Source organism: Mesorhizobium sp. M2E.F.Ca.ET.209.01.1.1, assembly GCF_004010375.2.
Taxonomy (GTDB): domain Bacteria; phylum Pseudomonadota; class Alphaproteobacteria; order Rhizobiales; family Rhizobiaceae; genus Mesorhizobium.
The window spans coordinates 67809-87383 of record NZ_SADP02000011.1 but is presented as its reverse complement, the minus strand read 5'-3'; the positions used below and the strand labels follow the sequence as shown (position 1 = coordinate 87383).

The window sequence follows — 19575 nt, the reverse complement described above, 5'->3', positions numbered from 1 at the left end:
GCCTATTCGGCGGCCGCGGCCGTTATGTCGAGATCATGGAACTCGCCGCGATAAGGCTTCGCCGTCGGCGGCAATTCGCGCTTGAGGTAGAAATCCTCGTATTTCAGTTGCCTGAGCAGAACCGGCCAGACCTCGCGATAGGCGTGCCACATCGACGGGTTCGCCACCGGCAGATCGTGCTTGATCAGCTCATGCAGCTTCGGAAGCGCGTGATAAGGCACCATCGGGAACATGTGATGCTCCACATGATAGTTCATGTTCCAGTAGATGAACCGGCTGACTGGGTTCATGTAGACGGTGCGCGTGTTCAGCCGATGGTCGGTGACGTTGTCGGCGAGCCCGATATGCTGCAACAGCCCTGTCAGCACCATGTGCCAAGTGCCGTAGAGGCCCGGCAGGCCGATCAGCACCAGCGGTATCCATGATCCAAGCGCGATCGCGACAGCGATCGTCGCGGCATAGACCACCATGTGCCAGCGCGCCGCGGTCACCGCCTTGTGCTGCTCCATCTGCGGGATGTAGCTCTTCTCGTCATCCGACAATGTGCCGAAGGCCTGGCGCAACAGCGTCGGCAGCGAATAGCGGAAGTCGAGGATGCCGGTGAAGGCCAAAGCCGCCTTGAGCAAATCCGGCGGCCGCATCACCGCGATCTCGGCGTCGCGGCCGACGATGATGGTGTCGGTGTGGTGGCGCGCATGGCTCCAGCGCCACTGCACCGGATTGCGCATCAGCATGAAGGAGGCGATGTGATAGACGACGTCGTTCATCCAGCGCGTGCGGAAGGCGGTGCCGTGGCCGCATTCGTGCCACCGCGAGTCGCTCGACGAGCCGTAGAGCACGCCGTAGACGAACAGGAACGGCACCACCCACCATGTCCCCCAGAACCAGACGATGCCGGCCGCTGAGCCCAGGATCGCGGCGATCCAGATGATGGTGTCGCGGATCGCCGGCCCGTCCGAGCGCTGCATCAATTCCTTCATGGTCTTGCGCGCCACGTCGGTGTGATACCACTCGGCCGAGGCGAGCCCGGTCTCGATCGCCCGGCGCGTGCTTTCGCCGACAAGGCTGTAATCGCGCTTGGTGCTGGAGACCGTCGTCATCTTCCCTCCACGATCAAAGCCCGTTCGCGCGGAATTTGTCGTCGAGAAATGTCTTGGCGCGCGGCACGTCGTCCTCGGTCAGATGCTCGATGATGACCGGGATGTTCGGATGCTTCTCGCTGAGCCGCTTGAGGTAGAGGTCGTAGTTCAGCGCGCCCAGCCCCGGCGCCGGCAATTCGATCTCGCCGACGCCGCGGAAGGTCAGCCCCTCATGCGCGTCCGCGTCGCCGATATCTGCATGCTTTTCGCTCTTGTCCCCGCCCGAACGCTTCACGTCCTTGGCATGAGCGATCCTGATCTTGTCGGTCAGCGTGTCGAACACCTGGTTCAGCACCTGGTCCATGCGGTCGATATTGTGCGCCTCGAAATAGTTGGTCGGGTCCATCAACAGGCCGAGGCCGGGATGGTCGACCTGCGCGAACATTTTCACCGTCTCCTCGACCGAACCGACGACATTGTTGACATAGGTCTCGAGCAGGAACACAGCGCCGTGGTCGTAAGCCGTCCGGGCGAGGTCGGAGATCACCTTGCGGCATTCCTCGAAGCCTTCCTCGGTCTTGTTCTTGGGGTGGTGCACCCAGTCGGACTCTGTGTTGTAGGTGCCGGTCTCCGAGATCACGTAAGGGCTACCGAAGTCGCGCGCGTTACGGATGATCTCCTTGAGATAGGCAAGCCGCCGGTCCCGCTCTCCCTTGTCCGGATGGATGATATTGGTGTAGCCGGACACGCAGCAGACCGGCAGGTTATGGTCGCGAAACGTGTCGCGCACCTTCCTCGCTTTGTCCTTGGTGATCTGCCCGGCCGACAGGTCGATGTCCTTGAAATGCAGGTCGAGCTGCACGGTGTTGAATCCGAGCGCGCGGATGCGCTTTGCGGATTCCCCCAACCCGTAGGGGAAATAGCCTGTGAAGATACCTGCCTGCATCATGAGGTGAAGTCCTCCGGGTAAGCGATTCAGTTGCCGCGTCTTTCGGCTGCCTCAGTCGACGCGGATTTCGGACAACTTGACGGTACGGCCTTCCGCCATCGACCGGTAGCCGGCCTCGACCAGCGCCATGGTCTTGACGTTGTCGGCGACGGACAGCGCCGGCGGCGTGCCGGTCTTCAGCGCATATTGCAGTTGCTCCATGACGCCGATGAAGGCGTGTGGAAACCACATCGTCTCCCAGCTTGGGCTGACCCATTTCCCGCCCGTCGTCTCGGTCGAGGCGTATGTCAGCGTCGAGGCGATGCCTTTCGGCCAGCCGATCGTGCCCTTGGCAACACCCTTGGTGCCGTCGACGCGCCAGGCGATGTGCTGGTCGTCATCGTAGCCTTCCTGGCGTGGACCGGACCAGACATCCTCCAGCGATACCGCGAGCACGCCGGACGGAAAGCGCAGCGTCGACACGGTGATGCCGTCGGAATGGTCGAATTTCGTGCGCGGGTCCTTGCGCGTCAGCGTGGTGATCTCATCCGGATCGCCGAACAGGAAGCGCAGCACGTCCAAGTGGTGCACGCTCATATTGGCAAGCGTCAGCCGGTCGTAACCGGCCAGGAATGTCTGCCAGTGCGGGATCGCGTGCATGTCGATCTCGGCAAAGACGACCTCGCCAAGCGCGCCACTGTCGATGATCTGCTTCAACACGCGCATCGACTGGTCGTAGCGCATGTTCTGGTTGACCGAGAGGATCTTGCCGGAAGCCGCCGCCTCGTCGCGCAGCTTCACTGCCTCCTCGACCGCGAGCGCCAGCGGCTTCTGCGCCAGGATCGCCTTGATATGCGGCTGCTTGAGCGCATGGCGGATCAGCGCCGGCTGCTGGTCCGGAGGAAAGGCAAGGTCGACAATCTCGACGCTGATGTCCTCGATCAATTGCTCCGGTGTGTCGTGGACGGTCGGGATATGCCAGCGATCCGCCACCTTCGCGGCATTCGCCTTGGTGCGTGAGGCGCTCGCCACCACCGGAAAGCCGGCTTGCGCATAGGCGGCGAGATGGCATTCGGCCATGATCATGCCGGCGCCGATGCAGCCGATCCGGTAGTCCTTGACCCGGACCTTTACGTCCGGCTCGAAACCCGTGCTCGCCATCCATTCCTCCCGTCGAGGACTGGATATAGCGCGATGCTCCAGGCCTCAGCCAAGGCCCGCGCCATCATTTCCCATCAGCGATATCAGGCGGCCGCGATCAGCACCGTGCTATCCGGCGACCAGCTGAGGACCACCGGCTGGCCCTCGGCCAGCCGCTCTGCGCCGGTGTTCTGGACGATCACCTTCAGTGTCTGGCCATCGCGCTCGACGAAATAGGTGCTGTTGTTGCCGGCGAAGATGCGCTTCGAGACCTGCCCCGTGAGCATGTTGGCATCGGCTGGATCGGGCTTTGCCGCGCCGGTCGATATCCGGATGCGCTCGGGCCGCACCGCGCAGCTCGCCTTGGCGCCCGCCGGCACCGATGCGCCTGTCGAGGCCGCGATCGTCGTGCCGTCGGGCAGCTTGATCCCCGAGCCGGTCGCATCGCCGCGAAAGATGTTGGCGTCGCCGAGGAAGGTCGCGGCAAACTCGCTTTGCGGCCTGTCGTAGATCTCTTCCGGCGGCCCTTCCTGCACCAGCCTGCCGTCACGCAAGATGCCGATGCGGTCGCTCATCGTCAGCGCCTCTTCCTGGTCGTGGGTGACGAAGATGGTGGTAATGCCGATCTCGCGCTGGATGCGCTTCAGCTCGATCTGCATGTCGACGCGCAGCGCCTTGTCGAGCGCGCCGAGCGGCTCGTCGAGCAACAGCACGCGCGGCTTGGTGACGATGGCGCGCGCCAGCGCCACGCGCTGGCGCTGGCCGCCGGAAAGCTGGTGCGGCTTGCGCCCGCCGAGCTTGCCTAGCTGCACCAGATCGAGCGCGCGCTGAACCTCTGTCGCGATCGTCGCCTTAGGTTCACCACGCACCGAAAGGCCGAAGGCGATATTGTCGGCGACGCTCATATTGGGAAACAGCGCATAGTTCTGGAACACCATGCCGATGCGGCGCTTCTCGACCGGCACGCGCTCGACGCTTTCGCCGCCGATGGCGATGCGGCCACTGTCCGGAAAATCGAAGCCGGCGATTTGTCTCAGCAGCGTGGTCTTGCCGCTGCCGGACGGTCCGAGCAGCGCATAAAAGCCGCCATCGGCGAAATCGATCGAAACATCGTCCAGCGCCTTGTGCGCGCCGAAGCTGCGCGAGACGTTCGCGACCTGGACGCCAGCCATTATTTCTCTCCGCCGAATTTGAAGAAGCGCGCCGTAAGCAGCATCAGCGCCATCGACACCACAATGATGATCGTCGAGACCGCGTTGATCTCGGGCGTGAAGCCTTTGCGGATCGCGGCATAGATTTCGACCGGCAGCGTCGTCTGGCCGGGCGTCGACAGGAAATACGAGACCACGAACTGGTCGAACGACACGGCGAAGGCGAACAGGCCGCCGGCGATGACACCTGGCATGATCCAGGGCAAGGTTACGCGCATGGTCACCTGCCACTGGTTGGCGCCGAGCGAGCGCGCCGCCTCCTCCAGCTCCGGCGCGAAGGTCTGCAGCCGCGCCGAGACGACGACGATCACATAAGGCAGCGCCAGCGCGACATGGCCGAGCAGGATGGCCACCAGACCTCGCCCGATGCCGACGCCGAAGAAGAAGATCAGCATCGCCGTGCCGGTGATCAGCCACGGAATGGCGATCGGCGGGAAGAGCAGCGCCTGCAGGACTTTCTTGCCGCGGAACTCGTAGCGATAGAGCGCCAGCGAGGCCATCGAACCCAGCACCGTCGAGATCAAAGTGGTGATGACCGCGATCTCGATGCTGTTCCAGGTCGCCGCGATCAGCTGATCGTTCTGCCAGAGCGATTGATACCAGTCCGTGGTCCATTCGAACGGCAATTGGTAGAAGGGCGAAGCGTTGAACGACATCGCCGCCATGATGATGATCGGCAGATAGAGGAAGCCGAGCAAAAGCACGATGTAGAAGCGCCCGAGCCATTCGAGCACGCGCGTCGTTGCCATCACGCAGCCCTCCGCAGGACCGGTGCCGCCAGCGCCAGGATGATCAGCACGACCGCGAGCAGGATGAAGGAAAGTGCTGCGCCCAGCGGCCAGTTGAACACGGCGACGAACTGGTCCTCGATGACGGTGCCGTAGAAGGTGCCGGTGCGGCCGCCGAGGATGCGCGGTTCCATGAAGGAGCCGACCACCGGCACGAAGATCAGCGCGGCACCGGCGATCAGGCCTGGCATCGACAGCGGGATGATCACCCGCCAAAGCACCTGCCGCCGCGACGCGCCGAGCGAGCGCCCCGCCTCGATCAGCGAGTCGTCGATGGCCTGCAACGTCAGATAACAGGTCAGCACCATGTAGGGCACATAGGAGTGCACCAGGCCGATGATGACGGCCGGATAGGAATACATGAGATCGATGTTGATCTTGAACGGCAGCACCGCGTTGAGCGCTGTGTCGAGGATGCCGCCTTCGCGCAGCACCATCGCCCAGGAGAAGATGCGCACCAGCCCGTTCGACCAGAAGGGCAGGATGACGAGCAGGAAGATCGCCTCGCGGCTGCGCCCTTTCAGCACCTTGGCTAGCACATAGGCCGCCGGACAGCCGATGACGACGCACCACAGCGTCACTTCGAGGCCGAGCCGCAGCGACGCGAAGAGGAGCGTCGAATAGAGGCTTTGCGAAAAGAACGCCGCGTAATTGCCGAGCGTGAACGACCACTCCTTTCCGGCCAGCGGCAGGTCGGTCATGAAGGAGAAGAACACCATGGCCGACAGCGGCAGGAAGATCGCCACCGTCAGCCACAGATAGGCCGGAAGGAGAAGCGGCAGGGCCGGCCTCAGTCCGCGGCGCGAACCGATCGCAAGCTGGTCAGCCATTCTGCCTCTCCTCCCCGAAAGACATCGATTACTTCACGTTGACCTTCAGCTCCTGCCACAGCGCCAGGTACTTCTCGCGCTGCGCGTCGGTGACCGGCGCCTGGAACTGGATACGCTTGGCGACGTCCGGGCTGCCCATGACCTTGCGGTTGAAGGCGTCCTCGGGCAGCGCGTCGACCGCCTTGGTGTTGGCCGAAACCGGCGCGCCGACCTTGGTGACCCATTCGACATAGAATTTCGGATCGATCATGTAGTTGATGAAGGCCTCGGCGCCGGCGACGTTCTTGGAGCCGACGGGGATCGAGAAGGCGTCGAGCCAGGCGACTGCGCCTTCCTGCGGGATGACCAGCGAGACCGGCAGCTTGAAATGCGTCTTGGCGCGGTCGGCCGAACCGCTCCAATAGGTGCCGATGTCGATCTGGTTGGAGGCGACCATCTGGTTCCAGTCGTTCTCAGAGCTCCAGAAGGTCTTGATCTGCGGCATCAGCGAGGTGAGCTTCGCCTTGACCGCGTCCATGTCCTTGATGTCGTTGATGTTCTGCCCCGAAGCGATCGCGCCGAACTGCACCGCCTCGACGGCGTCGTCGCGGATGATGACGCGGCCCTTATGCGCGGGATCCCACATCTCGGCGATGCTCGTCGGCGGCTTGTCGAAGGACTTGTCGTTGATGGCGAGAGCCGTCAGGCCCCACACCCACGGCACGCCATAGACCTTGCCGTCATGGTTGAGCATCGGCGAGCCGGCCTTGTCCTTGGCGATGTCGGCGTAGTTGGAAAGCTTCGAGACGTCGATCGGCTGGATCAGCTTGCCGGCCATCGCCTGGTCGTTGAAGGCGGCGTTGATCATGACGACGTCATAGAGGCCGGGATTGGTGCGGATCTTGGTCAGCATCTCCTGTTCGGAGTTGAAGAAGTCGTTGACCACCTTGAAGCCGGTCGCCTTCTCGAAATTGGCGACCGCCCACGGCTCGTCGGCGCCGTAGCCTTTCCAGTTGAGCACATGCACTTCCTCGGCGGCCTGTGCTGCCAGCGTGAAGGCTGAGACGAAGACGGCGGTGGCCGTCAGGAAAGCGGTCAGTCTGGGCATGCGCATGTTCTTTTCCTCTCATTGTTTGCCCGTTGACGGGCTTGTTAAGTTGCAGTCGCTTCCGCCTGGCCAGGCGCGGTCGTCGCTTCGCCGCGCTCAGCCAGGAATTCCAGGATTTCGGAATCGGTCGGCGCCGAAGACCCGCCCTGGCGGGTGACCGAAAGCGCGGCGGCGGCATTAGCGTAGCGAGCCGCCTCGCAGGGCGATATGCCTCGCGACAACGCGCTGACGAAGGCGCCGATATGCGTGTCGCCGGCCCCGTTCGTGTCGACCGCCTCCACCTTGAAACCGGGAACCGCGCGGGTGCCGCCATCGGCCTTGCGCACCAGGCAGCCATGCGCGCCGGCGCGGATGACGACGCCTTCGGCGCTGGGGCAATGCTCGGCGAGCAACCGTATGGCGACGGTCTGGACGTCGCCGGCGCCCGCTATTTCGGCTGCTTCATTGGTGTTGCAGCTCAACCAGGTCGTACGCGCCAGCACCCTGTCCAGGATCGGGCGCGGAATATCGGCGATCACCGGTGTCGGGTCGAAGACGAAAGGAATGCCGGCCGGCAGCGCCTCGATCCAATCGGTGAGCGCATCGCGGCTGCCGGGATAGCTCAGCGTATAGCCCGAGGTGAAAACCCAATCGCCGGGAACGGCTTGTACCGGCTTCATCATGTCTGGCGTGAGCCGGCTCTCGGCGCCCGGCCAAGAGACGAAGGTTCGCTCCGCGTCGCCGCTGATCATGGCGACGCAATTGCCGCTGTCCATCGCGGGCGACGGCGGCGTCAGCGTCTCGATGCCTTCAGCGGCGAAAGCGGCGCGCAGGAAGTCTCCGTCCGGCCCGGTCCCGAGCTGGCCGCCGAACACAACTTTCATGCCGGTGCGGCTTGCGGCGACCATCATGTTGAAGCCGCCGCCGGCGACGCGGGCGTAAGCTGACGCGGTCTTTTCGGTACCTGGCGCCGGCAAAGCATCGATGCGGTAGACATAGTCGACCACCGCGCTGCCGACATGGACGAGCCGCCCGGTCATGCGGCGTCCTCCTTGCCCGGGCCGGATTTGGAGCCGCGTGCCGCGACCAGATCCGCAGCCAGCGCGCGGACCTCCGCGATGTCGATGCCTTTCAGCTCGGCGATGCGATCCTGCGGCAGGTTCGACAGGCCGGCGCAGGCACCCGCCATACCGGCGGCAATCGCCCCGATCGTGTCGGTATCGCCGCCGAGATTGGCGGCGATCACGGCAGCCCGCCAGGCATCGCCTTGCGCGACCTCCAGCACCGCGAAGGCGGCCGGCACCGATTCCTGGCTGGCGACGCCGGTGCCGACCAGGTCGACGATCAGCGTGATCGCTTCCTTGTCTGCCTTGCCGCGGACAAGCTCCTGCGCCCAGGCAATACGGGCGGCGATGTCGCCGCCGGTGACCCAATGGCCAAGGCTGGCGCCGAGCCCCGCCGCCGCGACGGCATGGCCGCAAGCGGCGCGCCAGTCGCCGCCCGAGACGCCGAGGCTGACAGCGGCGGCAACGGCACTAGCGGAAGCTATTGCGATCGATGTGTTGTGCGTGGCCCGGCAGGTTTCCGCCACCTTGGCGACCAGCGCGCCAAGCGGCTCCGGCGGCATCATGATGCCGACCGGCCCGATGCGCATCGCCGCGCCATTGGTGTCGCCGCCGCGCCCGGCCTCTTCGGCCGGCACGCCGCTGTTGATGGCATCGATGGCGCGCTTGGTCGATGGTCCGAGCAGGTCGTAGCTCCCGCGCGCCTTGACGTCGCGCTCCCAGTCAAGCAGCGCGTTGACCCAGCGCGCATGGTCGAAACGCTCGCCGGACTCGACCAGGATGCGGCCAAGCAGCAGCGCCTGCTCGGTGTCGTCGGTGATCGCGCCGGCCGGCAGCCCCTTCGACACCGGATGGTCGTCGGAAGGCGCGACGAAACCCTCGACATGGCCGTAAAGCTCGACGATGCGGCCCGGCGACAGAAGCTGCGTCGGCATGCCCAGCGCATCGCCAAGCGCCCCGCCGACCAGCGCGCCCATTGCCCGATCTATCGCCTCCCCCGCCATGCTCAGAACTCCAGATGCAGCGCGAAATGCGCCGGGTTGAGCAGACTGGTGACGAATTCGATGGCGCGTCCGTCGGCGGCGCGCGTCAGGCGGCGGGTGCGCAGGAACGGTGTGCCCGGCGCGCAGGCTAGGATCGCGGCGTCGGCCGCGCTCAGCATCTCGATGTCGACCCATTCCTCGCCGTGATCGGGAATAAGCCCTGCCCCGCGCAGCGTCTGGTGCAGCGTGCCTTCGCGCAGGCCGCGCAGGGGAATGTCTTCCAGTTCAGGCGATAGCGGCAGGCGGCTGCGCTCGATCGAGATGGCGTGGCCGTCATCGGCATTGGTGCGGGCGCGGTCGACGGCGATGAAGGATGGGCTCTCGACCCCGAGCCTGGCCGCCAGCTCCGCGTCCTCGATGATCTCGAGCCGCAAGGTGCGGGTCTCGGCATTGGCACCCGCATTGGCAAGCGCGCGCGACCAGCCGATCGCGTCGTCGACCGGCATGCCGTCGAAGGTGACGAAGGAGCCGATGCCGACCTTGGTGGTGATAAGGCCCCGGCTCGACAGTTCCTCGAGCCCCTTGCGGATCGTGTTGCGGCTGACGGAGAAGCGCTGGACGAGCTCGTTCTCGCTCTGCAGGCGGTCGCCGAAGCCGAGCACGCCGGAGCGGATCTCATGCTCCAGGACCGTCGCGATTTGCTCGGGCTTGCCCGTGCCGGGAGAGAGCTGCATCGCGCGACGGGCCATATCGATACCTGTTCAATGAACCTGTATAGTCCTGTTCATTAGCGCATCTGAAATGAAGCGTCAACACGCCTCGACCGACCTTTAAACGAAGAAGAACTCCTCCACCCGCTGCTTTGCCTGCCGCAGCACCGGCAGGATGTCGCGCTCCATCGCCTCGACCGAGAAACGCGCCGACTGCGTCGAGACATTGATGGCGGCGACTGTGCGGCCGGCGCGATCGACGATCGGCACCGCGATCGAGCGCAGGCCGAGTTCCAGTTCCTCGTCGACGATGGCGAAGCCGTCCGCTCTCGCCTTGTCGATGGCCTTGCCGAGCGCGGCCCGGCTGGTGATCGTCTTTGGCGTTCGCCGTTCGATGGTCGCTTGCGCAAGGAAGGCCTTTAAATCGTCCGCCGCCAGGCCGGAAAGCAGCACGCGCCCCATCGACGTGCAATAGGCCGGCAGCCTGGTGCCGACATCGAGCGCGACGCTCAAGATTCGCCGTCCGGGAATGCGCGCAACATAGACGACGTCCTCGCCCGACAGCACCGCCGCATTGCAGGCTTCGTCGAATTCCCCCGCTACCTCGCGCATAATGGGCGCGGCGAAGGTCCAAAGCGATGCTCCGCCGAGCCAGGTCCGCGCGACGGTCAAGAGACGCGGCGACAGCGAGAACAGCCGGCCGGACTGCGTCGCATAACCCGTGGCGACCAACGTCAGCAGAAAGCGGCGGGCGCCTGCGCGGGTCAGGTCAGCCTCTTCGGCCATCTCGGTCAGCGTCATGCCGGCCGGATGGCGCGCGAGGATTTCCATCACGGCCAGGCCGCGCTGCAGCGAGCCGACATGATCGCGTGAGCCAGCTTCATCGTCCGCCACAGCTTCCATGACATTGACTCCCAATTCGGGTCGGATTAAAAAAGTATCACATATCAAACATATGTTCGCAATGCGAACTTTTCTGATTTGTCGGAGTTGGAAAATGGTGAAGTTCCTGCCGCTCAAAGAGGCGGTCGCGGAAAACCTGCATGACGGCGACACCGTCGCCTTCGAGGGCTTCACTCATTTGATCCCGACCGCCGCCGCGCATGAGGCGATCCGCCAGGGCTTTCGCGACCTCACTCTCATCCGCATGACGCCCGACCTGATCTACGACCAGATGATCGGCATGGGCATGGCGAAGAAGATAATCTTCTCCTATGTCGGCAATCCGGGCGTCGGCCTGCTGCGACGCGCCCGCGACGCCATCGAGAACGGCTTTCCGCGGTCGATCGAGGTCGAGGAGCACAGCCATGCTGGCATGGCCAACGCCTATGAGGCGGGCGCCGCCGGCTTGCCCTGCGCGGTGTTCCGCGGCTATCGCGGCGCCGGTCTCGCTTCGGTCAATCCGAACATCAAATCGGTCACTTGCCCCTTCACCGGCGAGGCGCTGGCCGCCGTTCCGGCGATAAGGCCCGACGTCACCTTCGTCCACGCGCAGAAGGCGGACCGGAAAGGCAATGTGCTGGTCGAGGGCATCATCGGCATCCAGAAGGAAGCGGTGCTGGCGGCAAAGCGCGCGGTCGTGACGGTCGAGGAGGTGGTCGACAATTTCGACGACCTCCACCCCAACCTCACCGTGTTGCCAAGCTGGACGATTGCGGCGATTTCCGTCGTGCCGGGCGGCTCGCATCCCTCCTACACGCATGGCTATTATGAGCGCGACAACGCCGCCTATCTCGAATGGGACGAGATCGCCGCCGACCGCGACCGCTTCCAGGCATGGATGCAGAAGAATGTTATCGAGAGCTGCGCCGACGACTTTGTCAGCCGCGTCGAGCATCTGAGGAAAGCCGCATGAGCGACACGAAGGATCTGGGTTTCAGCCCAAACGAGATGATGACGATCGCCGCCAGCCGCGCCTTGAAAAGCGACGATGTCTGCTTCGTCGGCATCGGCGCGCCATCGGCCGCCTGCAACGTCGCGCGGCTGACGCATGCGCCCGACATCACGCTGATCTATGAGAGCGGCACCATCGGCACCGCGCCCGACGTGCTGCCGCTGTCGATCGGCGACGGCGAATTGTGCGAGACGGCGGTCACCACCGTCGCGGTGCCGGAGATGTTCCGCTATTGGCTGCAGGGCGGCCGTATCTCGATCGGCTTCCTGGGCGCCGCCCAGCTCGACAAGTTCGGCAACATCAACACCACCGTCATCGGCGACTATGCGCATCCCAAGACACGCCTGCCCGGCGGCGGCGGCGCGCCGGAGATCGCCACCTCGTCGAGACAGGTCTACATCACCATGGCGCAGTCGAAGCGCGGCATGGTCGAGAAGATCGACTTCTTCACCTCCTTCGGCCATGGCGAAGGCGGCGATCATCGCAAGCGGCTCGGCATTAACACCGCCGGCCCGACGCTTTTGATCACCGACCTCGCCATCTGGAAGCCGGACCCGGTGACCAAGGAGTTCACCGTCGTGTCGCTGCATCCAGGCGTCACGCGCGAGCAGGTGCAGGAGACCTGTGGCTGGGCGGTAAAATTCGCCGAGGCCCTTGACGAGACGCCGGCGCCGACGGAACTCGAGCTGACGACATTGCGCGACCTGCAGGCCCGCACCAAGGCGGCGCATCAAGGGACCGCGAAAGGGAAAGCTGCATAATGGCTGAAGCCTTCATCTGCGATTACATCCGCACGCCCATCGGCCGCTTCGGTGGTTCGCTGTCCTCCGTCCGCGCCGACGATCTCGGCGCCATCCCGTTGCGGGCGCTGGTCGAGCGCAACAAGGGTCTCGATTGGGCCGCCATCGACGACGTCGTCTATGGTTGCGCCAACCAGGCCGGCGAGGACAACCGCAACGTGGCGCGCATGGCGCTGCTGCTTGCCGGCCTCCCGCAGGAGATTCCCGGTTCGACGGTCAACCGCCTGTGCGGTTCGGGCATGGATGCCGTCACCATCGCCGCGCGCGCCATCAAATCAGGCGAGGCCGAGCTGATGATCGCCGGCGGTGTGGAATCGATGAGCCGCGCGCCCTTCGTCATGCCGAAGGCCGACACGGCTTTCTCGCGCAATGCCGAGATCTACGACACCACCATCGGCTGGCGCTTCGTCAATCCGCTGATGAAGAAGCAGTATGGCGTCGATTCCATGCCGGAGACCGGCGAGAATGTCGCCGAGGATTTTTCCGTCAGCAGGGCCGACCAGGACGCCTTCGCCGTCCGCAGTCAGGACAAGGCGGTCGCCGCGCAAGAGAATGGCCGGCTGGCGAAGGAGATCACGCCGGTGACCATCCCGCAGAGGAAGGGCGAGGCTATCGTCATTTCGAAGGACGAACATCCCCGCGCAGGCACCACCATCGAGACGCTGGCCAAGCTGCCGACGCCGTTCCGCCAGGGCGGCACGGTGACCGCCGGCAACGCTTCCGGCGTCAATGACGGAGCTGCTGCCCTCATAATCGCCTCCGAAGCGGCGGCGAACAAGCATGGGCTGACGCCAATCGCCCGCATCCTCGGCGGTGCCGTCGCCGGCGTTGCGCCGCGCATCATGGGCATTGGCCCCGCCCCGGCCACGAACAAGCTTTGCGCCCGCCTCGGCCTGACGCCCGAGCAGTTCGACGTCATCGAATTGAACGAAGCCTTCGCTTCCCAGGGCATTGCCGTGCTGCGCCAACTCGGAATTTCCGAGACGGCGGAGCATGTGAACCCCAATGGCGGCGCGATCGCGCTCGGTCATCCGCTCGGCATGTCCGGCGCCCGCATCACCGGCACGGCGGCGCTCGAGCTCAGCGAGCGCGGCGGCAAGCTGGCCTTGGCCACCATGTGCATCGGCGTCGGCCAGGGCATCGCGATCGCGCTGGACCGCGTCTGAGCGCGGCGGCCGATCAATAGGGAAGGCCGACGTAATTTTCCGCGAGCGCCGTCGACGCGGCCTTCGAATGGACAAGATAGTCGAGCTCGGCTTCCTGGATGCGTTGGCCGAACTCGCCGGTCTCCGGAAAGCGGTGCAGCATCGTCGTCATCCACCAGGAAAAGCGCACCGCTTTCCACACACGCGACAACGCCTTGGCCGAGAAGGCGTCGAGCCCGGCCTCTGACCTTTCGCGGTAGAATTCGCGAAGCCCGGCAAAGAGATAACGAACGTCGCTGGCAGCGAGGTTGAGGCCCTTGGCGCCGGTCGGCGGCACGATGTGGGCGGCGTCGCCGACCAGGAACAATTTTCCGAAGCGCATCGGCTCGGCGACGAAGGAGCGCAGCGGCGCAATCGACTTCTCGAAGGACTGCCCGGTGGTGACGGCGGCCGCAATCTGCGCCGGCAGGCGGCGACGCAACTCGTCCCAGAAGCGGTCGTCGGACCAGGCCTCGACGCGCTCATCGGCGGGAACCTGCACATAGTAGCGGCTGCGCTGCGGCGAGCGCATCGAGCAGAGCGCAAAGCCGCGCTCGTGATTGGCATAGACCAGCTCGCTGTCCGCCGGCGGCACCTCAGCCAGCACGCCCAGCCAGCCGAACGGATACTGCCGCTCGAACGTCTTCAGCGCGCCCTGCGGCACCGACTTGCGGCTGACGCCGTGATAGCCGTCGCAACCGGCGATGAAGTCGCAATCGATGCGATGCGTCGCGCCATCCTTGTCGTAGGTGACAAAGGGCGACGCGCCGTCGAAACCATGCAGCGCGACATTCGACGTTTCGAAGACGGTCGGGAGTCCCGCCGCTTCGCGCTTCTGCATCAGATCGAGCGTCACCTCGGTCTGGCCATAGACGGTGACATGCTTGCCGCCGGTGAGCGCGCTCATGTCGATGCGATGCGCGCGGCCGTCGAAGGCGAGCGAGATGCCTTCATGCGGCAGGCCCTGGGCATGCAGCCGGTCCGCGGCGCCCGCTTCGCCGAGCAGGTCGACCGTGCCCTGTTCGAGCACGCCGGCCCGAACGCGACCGAGCACATGCTCGCGGCTCGACCGTTCGAGGATGATCGTCTCGACGCCGATGCCGGCGAGCAACTGTCCAAGCAGCAGGCCGGACGGTCCCGACCCAATGATGACGACCTTCGTGCGCATCAGTGACCAAGGCTCTCGATCTGCGCGGCAAGCTCAGCGGCAAGCCTGAGCGCGGCCGCCGTCGCCACGACCATTTGCGGCAGGATCAGCCACTCCAGCGTCCAGGCCGCGCCCGAGCGCTCCTGCTCATGCACCAGCGCCTGGTGCATGCCGGAAAGCTGCACCGCGTTGAAGCGCGCCAGCGCCACCAGCACCTCTGCCTTCACCGGGTTCTGCTTGTGCGGCATGGCCGACGAACCGCCGCCACCGGACAGCTTGATGTCGGAGCCAACCTCCGCCATCAGCGCAATGTCCTGCCCGAACTTGCCGAGGCTGCCGGTCATCAGCGATAGCCAACTGGCGAACTCAGCGAGCGCGTCGCGCTGGCTGTGCCATTGCGGCGCGTCGGCAAGACCGAGCTTCGCGGCAAGGGCGGCGCGAACGGCGGTGCCCTTGTCGCCGAGCTTTTCCAGCGTGCCGGCGGCGCCGCCGAATTGCAGCGCCAGCAGACGGTCGGACATTTCGGCAAGGCGCTGCTGGTGACGCTCGAGCGGCGCCCTCCAGGATGTAGTCCGACCCTTCACTGTAATCGGGATTGCCGGCTGCATGCGCGTCATCGCCATGAACTGACGTTCTCCGAACTCCAGCTCGAGGCCGGTGAGGCGCACAATGTTCTCGCCAAGCAGCAGGCCGATATGGTCGATGGCCTGCCGCAGGCGCAGCACCAGCGAGGTGTCGATGACATCCTGGCTGGTGGCGCCGAAATGCACATATGCATCATGCGGCGCGCCGACTGCGGCTTTGATCTGCCGAGCCAGTTCCGGCACCACGACGCCATCCCCGGCGACACCGGCGCGCAGCTTCGCCGTGTCCGGCCGGAAGGCGGCCAAAGCTTGCACGATCGCCGCCCCGGCATCACGCGGGATGACGCCGCACCCGGCCTCAGCCTCAGCCAGCGCCCGCTCGAAAGCGAGCATCGCATCGATGTCGGCTTCGACGGAGAAATGCCGTGCCGCCTCCTCGTCGCCGAGCAGGCCGGAAAGCAGCGGATGATCGAAGGGCGAAACGGTCATATTGGTCGCGGTCAGCTGTCGAAGAAGACCGTCTCCTTTTCGCCCTGCAGGTGGACATCGAAGACGTAAGTGTCGCCCTGCCGCTCGGCGATCAGCGTCGGCACGCGCAGGCGATGCTCGATGCGGGCAAGGATCGGATCCTCGGCATTGGCCTTCTCCTCGTCCGAAAAATAGAGCCGGGTGTGCAGGCCGACATTGATGCCGCGCGCCACGATCCACAGCGTGATATGCGGTGCCATCAGCCGGCCATCGCGGAACGGCACGCGGCCGGGCTTGATCGTCCGGAACAGGCAAACACCCGTTTCCATATCGGTCGGCTGCCGGCCCCAGCCCAAAAAGTTGGGATCGGCGGCGCCGCGCATCTCCGCCGGTGAATTGTAGAGCCCGCTGGCATCCGCCTGCCAGATCTCGATCAGCGCATCCTTCAGCGGCGTGCCGGTGCCGTCGAGCACGCGGATGCGCAGCTCGATGCGCTCGCCCTTGGTCTCGCCGTTGACCATCGTCGAGCCGAGGTCGCTCTGATAGACGCCGCCGATACCGCAGAAATTGGGCGTCAGCCCGATATGCACGTAAGGGCCGGCGGTTTGCGAAGGGCTCTCCCTCAGCTGGTCGAGCGACTGCGCCATCAATTGCCCTCCGGCCTGTTCTCGAATAGCGTCGAACGCCGCCCGCGCAGCACGATGTCGAACGTGTAGGCGAGCGCGTCCATCGGGATCGTCGCGTGCATGTCGAGCGCGGCGATCAGCGCCTCGATGGCTGCCTTGTTGGAAATGCCGCCGACGATCGGGCAGCGCCAGATCAGCGGATCGCCTTCAAAGTACATCTGGGTGATCAGCCGCTGTGCGAAGCCATGCCCGAACACCGAAAAATGGATATGCGCGGGGCGCCAGTCATTCGGGCCGTTCGGCCACGGATAGGGCCCAGGCCTGACGGTGCGAAAGGCATAGCCGCCATCCTCGCCGGTGATGGTGCGGCCGCAGCCGCAGAAATTCGGATCGAGCGGCGCGAGATAGCCGTCCTTCTTGTGACGGTAGCGGCCGCCGGCATTGGCCTGCCAGAATTCGAGCAGCACGCCCGGCACGCCCTTGCCGCGCTCGTCGAGCACGCGTCCATGGACGATGATGCGCTCACCGATGGCGCTCTCGCCCGACTTGGCGAAATTGTGGATCAGGTCGTTGTCGAGCTCGCCGAGCATCGCATGCCCGAATACCGGTCCGGTCAGTTCCGACAGCGTGTTGTCGAACGACAAAAGCGCTTTCTGCGGAGAGCGCAGCACCGAGCTCTTGTAGTTCGGCGTGAATGCCGGCGGATGCCACTGCCGGTCGCGTTGGAAGAAGGCGCCGGTTTCCGGCGCGCGGTTTGAGCCGGACTCAGCCATGGGCGGTCTTGGCTCCGTCCATCTGCGCGAACACCTCCTTGGCGATCTTGAAGGCCCGGTTGGCCGCCGGCACGCCGGCATAGATCGCGACATGCAGGAAGGCCTCGCAGATGTCGTCTCGCGTGGCGCCTGTATTGGCGGTGGCGCGCACATGCATGGCGACTTCCTCGTCATGGCCGAGTGCCGCAAGCAGCGCCAGCGTCACGATCGAGCGCTCGCGCTTCGACCAGCCCGGTCGCGCCCACACGGTTCCCCAGGCGGCTTCGGTGATCAGTTGCTGGAACGGCCGGTCGAAATCGGTGGCGGCATCCTCGGCGCGGTCGACATGGGGATCGCCGAGCACGGAGCGGCGGACCTCGAGACCGGTCCGGTAGCGGTTCTTCGTGACATCATCCATGAGCAGGCTTTCCCTCGGGCAACGAGGCGACGAAATCGCGGATCAGACTGACGAGCGCTTCGGGCTGCTCGATACACGGAATGTGTGCGGCGTCGCGGACCACTTCGAAGCGTGCGCCGGGGATCAGGCCGGCCAGCGAGCGGACCAACTCCGGCGGCGTCGAACCATCCTGGTCGCCGACGATGCAGAGCGTCGGCACAGCGATGCGCCGCGCGCTGTCGGTGAAATCGGCATCGCGCACCGCCATGCAGGTGCCGATATAGCCGGGCAGCGCCTGCCTGGTCAGCATGTTGCGGCAACCGGCCAGATCGGCGGCGCGCGCGGCGTGGAATTCCGGCGTGAACCACACTTTCATGATACCGTCGGCGATCACCTCGATGCTGTCGCGCTCGACGGTGGCGATGCGCGTGTTCCAGCTCTCTGCGGTGCCTATCTTGTGCGCGGTGTCGCTGAGGATCAGCGCCTCCACACATTTGGGATGGCGGGTGTAGAGTCGCTGCGCGACTAGGCCACCGACCGACAATCCGCACAGCACGACCTTCCCGAAACCGAAATGATCGATGAGGCCGAGCAAGTCGTCGACATGGTCGTCGATCGAGCGCACGCCGCTGCCGATATCCGACAGCCCATGGCCGCGCTTGTCGTAGACGAGCATCGGCATTTCACCAGTAAGCCGCGCGACGAGGTCGTCCCAGATACGGAAGTCGGTGCCCAACGAATTGATGAAGATGATCGGACGCGACGTGCCGGCCGCCTCGATATGGCGATGATGCAGCGTGACGCCGCCTATGCTGACGAATGGCACGATTTCGATCCTCCAAAGCCACATTGCACCAGCGGTTTGGTTCGGTAAAATGATATTTTGCGGCGTTTCATTAACTCTGAGGTTATCGAACCATGGCCGAAAGCCGGATTCGCTTCCGCCACCTGCAGGCGTTTCTCGAAGTCGCGCGACAAGGCAGCGTCGCGCGCGCGGCCGACTTCCTGCATGTCAGCGCGCCTGCCGTGACCAAGACCTTGCGCGAACTGGAAGAAGCGCTTGGTGTCCCGGTGGTCGAGAGAGACGGACGCGGCATCCGTGTCACGCGTCTTGGCGAGATCTTTCTCGGACACGCCGGCTCGGCGATTTCGGCGCTGAAGCGCGGCGTCGATTCCGTGCGCCAGGATGGCGCCCTCCATCGTGACCCGATCCGCATCGGCGCGCTGCCGACCGTGTCGGCGCGGGTGATGCCGCTCGCCATGACCCTGTTCCTCGAGGAAAACACCGGCGCCGCGCTCAAGATCGTCACCGGCGAAAACGCAGTGCTTCTCGAGCAATTGCGCGTCGGAGCGCTCGATCTCGTCGTCGGCCGCCTCGCCGCGCCGGAGCACATGACCGGCTTCTTCTTCGAACATCTCTACTCGGAGCAGGTGCTGTTTGTGGTGCGGGCCGGGCATCCCCTGTCCGAGCCGGGCGCCGACATCTTCGCGCGGCTCGACGAGTTCCCCGTCCTGATGCCGACGCGGGAATCCGTCATCCGGCCTTTCGTCGACCGGCTCTTCATCACCAATGGCATGACCGCGCCGGCGACGGAAATCGAAACCGTTTCCGATTCCTTCGGCCGCTCCTTCATGCGCCAGAGCAACGCGGTGTGGATCATCTCTGCCGGCGTCGTCGCCAACGAGATCGCCAGCGGCGCCTTCGTCGCCCTGCCGGTGGATACGGAAGAAACCAAAGGGCCGGTGGGCTTGACCATGCGCACCGACACCGCGCCCTCGCCCGCCTTCACCATCCTCTTGCAGACGATCCGCGAGGCAGCGCGGCACCACGCCTGACGATCGGCCCTGGCAGTTCGAATTCCGCTAACCCAGGGGTTAATGAAACACCGTAAAATATCATTTTACCGAACCAAACCGCTAGTGC

Annotated in this window: 21 protein-coding genes; 4 read left to right on the top strand and 17 right to left on the bottom strand. The window is 64.9% G+C overall.

What is annotated here, in order from left to right:
• Positions 1-2 precede the first annotated feature (2 nt).
• From EN852_RS20540 to EN852_RS20490, 11 genes are all read right to left on the bottom strand, one after another.
• A complete protein-coding gene (locus EN852_RS20540; protein WP_127876673.1) occupies positions 3-1100 on the bottom strand; it encodes a fatty acid desaturase family protein in 1098 nt (365 codons plus the stop codon).
• Positions 1101-1113: 13 nt separating this feature from the next.
• Positions 1114-2028 carry a sugar phosphate isomerase/epimerase gene (locus tag EN852_RS20535; protein WP_127876672.1) on the bottom strand — a complete coding sequence of 305 codons (915 nt, stop codon included), beginning with the start codon at positions 2026-2028 and terminating at the stop codon, positions 1114-1116.
• Positions 2029-2079: 51 nt separating this feature from the next.
• On the bottom strand, positions 2080-3168 hold the full coding sequence (locus tag EN852_RS20530) for a Gfo/Idh/MocA family oxidoreductase (RefSeq protein WP_127876671.1): 1089 nt from the start codon (positions 3166-3168) through the stop codon (positions 2080-2082).
• 83 nt (positions 3169-3251) lie between these two features.
• A complete protein-coding gene (locus tag EN852_RS20525; RefSeq protein WP_127876670.1) occupies positions 3252-4319 on the bottom strand; it encodes an ABC transporter ATP-binding protein in 1068 nt (355 codons plus the stop codon).
• Positions 4319-5107 (bottom strand): ABC transporter permease, encoded by a 789-nt coding sequence (locus EN852_RS20520; protein ID WP_127876669.1) that lies wholly within the window; start codon positions 5105-5107, stop codon positions 4319-4321. Before EN852_RS20520 ends, EN852_RS20525 begins: the two co-directional genes overlap by 1 nt.
• A complete protein-coding gene (locus EN852_RS20515) occupies positions 5107-5976 on the bottom strand; it encodes an ABC transporter permease (RefSeq protein ID WP_127876668.1) in 870 nt (289 codons plus the stop codon). The genes EN852_RS20520 and EN852_RS20515 overlap by 1 nt, the downstream gene beginning before the upstream one ends.
• A gap of 28 nt (positions 5977-6004) precedes the next feature.
• Complete coding sequence (locus tag EN852_RS20510; protein WP_127876667.1) at positions 6005-7069, bottom strand: ABC transporter substrate-binding protein; 1065 nt, start codon at positions 7067-7069, stop codon at positions 6005-6007.
• A 38-nt stretch (positions 7070-7107) separates the two neighbouring features.
• A complete protein-coding gene (locus EN852_RS20505) occupies positions 7108-8082 on the bottom strand; it encodes a PfkB family carbohydrate kinase (protein WP_127876666.1) in 975 nt (324 codons plus the stop codon).
• Positions 8079-9110 carry an ADP-ribosylglycohydrolase family protein gene (locus tag EN852_RS20500; RefSeq protein ID WP_127876665.1) on the bottom strand — a complete coding sequence of 344 codons (1032 nt, stop codon included), beginning with the start codon at positions 9108-9110 and terminating at the stop codon, positions 8079-8081. The genes EN852_RS20505 and EN852_RS20500 overlap by 4 nt, the downstream gene beginning before the upstream one ends.
• A gap of 2 nt (positions 9111-9112) precedes the next feature.
• Entirely contained in the window at positions 9113-9838 is a 726-nt protein-coding gene (locus EN852_RS20495) for a GntR family transcriptional regulator (protein WP_127868669.1), read from the bottom strand.
• A gap of 81 nt (positions 9839-9919) precedes the next feature.
• Positions 9920-10702 carry an IclR family transcriptional regulator C-terminal domain-containing protein gene (locus EN852_RS20490; RefSeq protein ID WP_127876664.1) on the bottom strand — a complete coding sequence of 261 codons (783 nt, stop codon included), beginning with the start codon at positions 10700-10702 and terminating at the stop codon, positions 9920-9922.
• A 94-nt stretch (positions 10703-10796) separates the two neighbouring features.
• Here EN852_RS20490 and EN852_RS20485 point away from each other — a divergent pair, with 94 nt between their 5' ends.
• Genes EN852_RS20485 through pcaF form a run of 3 tightly spaced genes read left to right on the top strand, consistent with a single transcriptional unit; the run spans position 10797 to position 13659 of the window.
• Positions 10797-11654: a CoA transferase subunit A gene (locus EN852_RS20485; RefSeq protein ID WP_127876663.1), complete on the top strand. Its 858-nt coding sequence runs from the start codon at positions 10797-10799 to the stop codon at positions 11652-11654.
• Positions 11651-12454, top strand: a complete 804-nt coding sequence (locus EN852_RS20480; protein ID WP_127876662.1) for a CoA-transferase subunit beta — start codon at positions 11651-11653, stop codon at positions 12452-12454. Before EN852_RS20485 ends, EN852_RS20480 begins: the two co-directional genes overlap by 4 nt.
• Entirely contained in the window at positions 12454-13659 is a 1206-nt protein-coding gene (pcaF, locus tag EN852_RS20475; RefSeq protein ID WP_127876661.1) for a 3-oxoadipyl-CoA thiolase, read from the top strand. The genes EN852_RS20480 and pcaF overlap by 1 nt, the downstream gene beginning before the upstream one ends.
• 13 nt (positions 13660-13672) lie before the next feature.
• On the opposite strand, the gene pobA is transcribed toward pcaF, so the two are convergent.
• The 6 genes from pobA to pcaD are packed head-to-tail and all read right to left on the bottom strand — an operon-like array spanning position 13673 to position 18477.
• Positions 13673-14845, bottom strand: a complete 1173-nt coding sequence (gene pobA / locus EN852_RS20470; protein WP_127876660.1) for a 4-hydroxybenzoate 3-monooxygenase — start codon at positions 14843-14845, stop codon at positions 13673-13675.
• Complete coding sequence (locus tag EN852_RS20465; RefSeq protein WP_127876659.1) at positions 14845-15897, bottom strand: 3-carboxy-cis,cis-muconate cycloisomerase; 1053 nt, start codon at positions 15895-15897, stop codon at positions 14845-14847. Before EN852_RS20465 ends, pobA begins: the two co-directional genes overlap by 1 nt.
• 11 nt (positions 15898-15908) lie before the next feature.
• Positions 15909-16523 (bottom strand): protocatechuate 3,4-dioxygenase subunit alpha, encoded by a 615-nt coding sequence (gene pcaG / locus EN852_RS20460; protein ID WP_127876658.1) that lies wholly within the window; start codon positions 16521-16523, stop codon positions 15909-15911.
• Positions 16523-17275, bottom strand: coding sequence for a protocatechuate 3,4-dioxygenase subunit beta (gene pcaH / locus EN852_RS20455; RefSeq protein ID WP_127876657.1), 753 nt, complete (start codon positions 17273-17275; stop codon positions 16523-16525). Before pcaH ends, pcaG begins: the two co-directional genes overlap by 1 nt.
• Entirely contained in the window at positions 17268-17672 is a 405-nt protein-coding gene (pcaC, locus tag EN852_RS20450; RefSeq protein WP_127868660.1) for a 4-carboxymuconolactone decarboxylase, read from the bottom strand. Before pcaC ends, pcaH begins: the two co-directional genes overlap by 8 nt.
• Positions 17665-18477, bottom strand: a complete 813-nt coding sequence (pcaD, locus tag EN852_RS20445) for a 3-oxoadipate enol-lactonase (RefSeq protein ID WP_127876656.1) — start codon at positions 18475-18477, stop codon at positions 17665-17667. The genes pcaC and pcaD overlap by 8 nt, the downstream gene beginning before the upstream one ends.
• 92 nt (positions 18478-18569) lie before the next feature.
• Here pcaD and pcaQ point away from each other — a divergent pair, with 92 nt between their 5' ends.
• Complete coding sequence (gene pcaQ / locus EN852_RS20440; RefSeq protein ID WP_127876655.1) at positions 18570-19487, top strand: pca operon transcription factor PcaQ; 918 nt, start codon at positions 18570-18572, stop codon at positions 19485-19487.
• Positions 19488-19575: the final 88 nt, after the last annotated feature.

What these genes read in the sequence shown, in the direction of transcription:
- EN852_RS20540 (WP_127876673.1), bottom strand. Translation starts at nt 1,100, where the DNA reads ATGACGACGGTCTCCAGCACCAAGCGCGATTACAGCCTTGTCGGCGAA.
- EN852_RS20535 (WP_127876672.1), bottom strand. Translation starts at nt 2,028, where the DNA reads ATGATGCAGGCAGGTATCTTCACAGGCTATTTCCCCTACGGGTTGGGG.
- EN852_RS20530 (WP_127876671.1), bottom strand. Translation starts at nt 3,168, where the DNA reads ATGGCGAGCACGGGTTTCGAGCCGGACGTAAAGGTCCGGGTCAAGGAC.
- EN852_RS20525 (WP_127876670.1), bottom strand. Translation starts at nt 4,319, where the DNA reads ATGGCTGGCGTCCAGGTCGCGAACGTCTCGCGCAGCTTCGGCGCGCAC.
- EN852_RS20520 (WP_127876669.1), bottom strand. Translation starts at nt 5,107, where the DNA reads ATGGCAACGACGCGCGTGCTCGAATGGCTCGGGCGCTTCTACATCGTG.
- EN852_RS20515 (WP_127876668.1), bottom strand. Translation starts at nt 5,976, where the DNA reads ATGGCTGACCAGCTTGCGATCGGTTCGCGCCGCGGACTGAGGCCGGCC.
- EN852_RS20510 (WP_127876667.1), bottom strand. Translation starts at nt 7,069, where the DNA reads ATGCGCATGCCCAGACTGACCGCTTTCCTGACGGCCACCGCCGTCTTC.
- EN852_RS20505 (WP_127876666.1), bottom strand. Translation starts at nt 8,082, where the DNA reads ATGACCGGGCGGCTCGTCCATGTCGGCAGCGCGGTGGTCGACTATGTC.
- EN852_RS20500 (WP_127876665.1), bottom strand. Translation starts at nt 9,110, where the DNA reads ATGGCGGGGGAGGCGATAGATCGGGCAATGGGCGCGCTGGTCGGCGGG.
- EN852_RS20495 (WP_127868669.1), bottom strand. Translation starts at nt 9,838, where the DNA reads ATGGCCCGTCGCGCGATGCAGCTCTCTCCCGGCACGGGCAAGCCCGAG.
- EN852_RS20490 (WP_127876664.1), bottom strand. Translation starts at nt 10,702, where the DNA reads ATGGAAGCTGTGGCGGACGATGAAGCTGGCTCACGCGATCATGTCGGC.
- EN852_RS20485 (WP_127876663.1), top strand. Translation starts at nt 10,797, where the DNA reads ATGGTGAAGTTCCTGCCGCTCAAAGAGGCGGTCGCGGAAAACCTGCAT.
- EN852_RS20480 (WP_127876662.1), top strand. Translation starts at nt 11,651, where the DNA reads ATGAGCGACACGAAGGATCTGGGTTTCAGCCCAAACGAGATGATGACG.
- pcaF (WP_127876661.1), top strand. Translation starts at nt 12,454, where the DNA reads ATGGCTGAAGCCTTCATCTGCGATTACATCCGCACGCCCATCGGCCGC.
- pobA (WP_127876660.1), bottom strand. Translation starts at nt 14,845, where the DNA reads ATGCGCACGAAGGTCGTCATCATTGGGTCGGGACCGTCCGGCCTGCTG.
- EN852_RS20465 (WP_127876659.1), bottom strand. Translation starts at nt 15,897, where the DNA reads ATGACCGTTTCGCCCTTCGATCATCCGCTGCTTTCCGGCCTGCTCGGC.
- pcaG (WP_127876658.1), bottom strand. Translation starts at nt 16,523, where the DNA reads ATGGCGCAGTCGCTCGACCAGCTGAGGGAGAGCCCTTCGCAAACCGCC.
- pcaH (WP_127876657.1), bottom strand. Translation starts at nt 17,275, where the DNA reads ATGGCTGAGTCCGGCTCAAACCGCGCGCCGGAAACCGGCGCCTTCTTC.
- pcaC (WP_127868660.1), bottom strand. Translation starts at nt 17,672, where the DNA reads ATGGATGATGTCACGAAGAACCGCTACCGGACCGGTCTCGAGGTCCGC.
- pcaQ (WP_127876655.1), top strand. Translation starts at nt 18,570, where the DNA reads ATGGCCGAAAGCCGGATTCGCTTCCGCCACCTGCAGGCGTTTCTCGAA.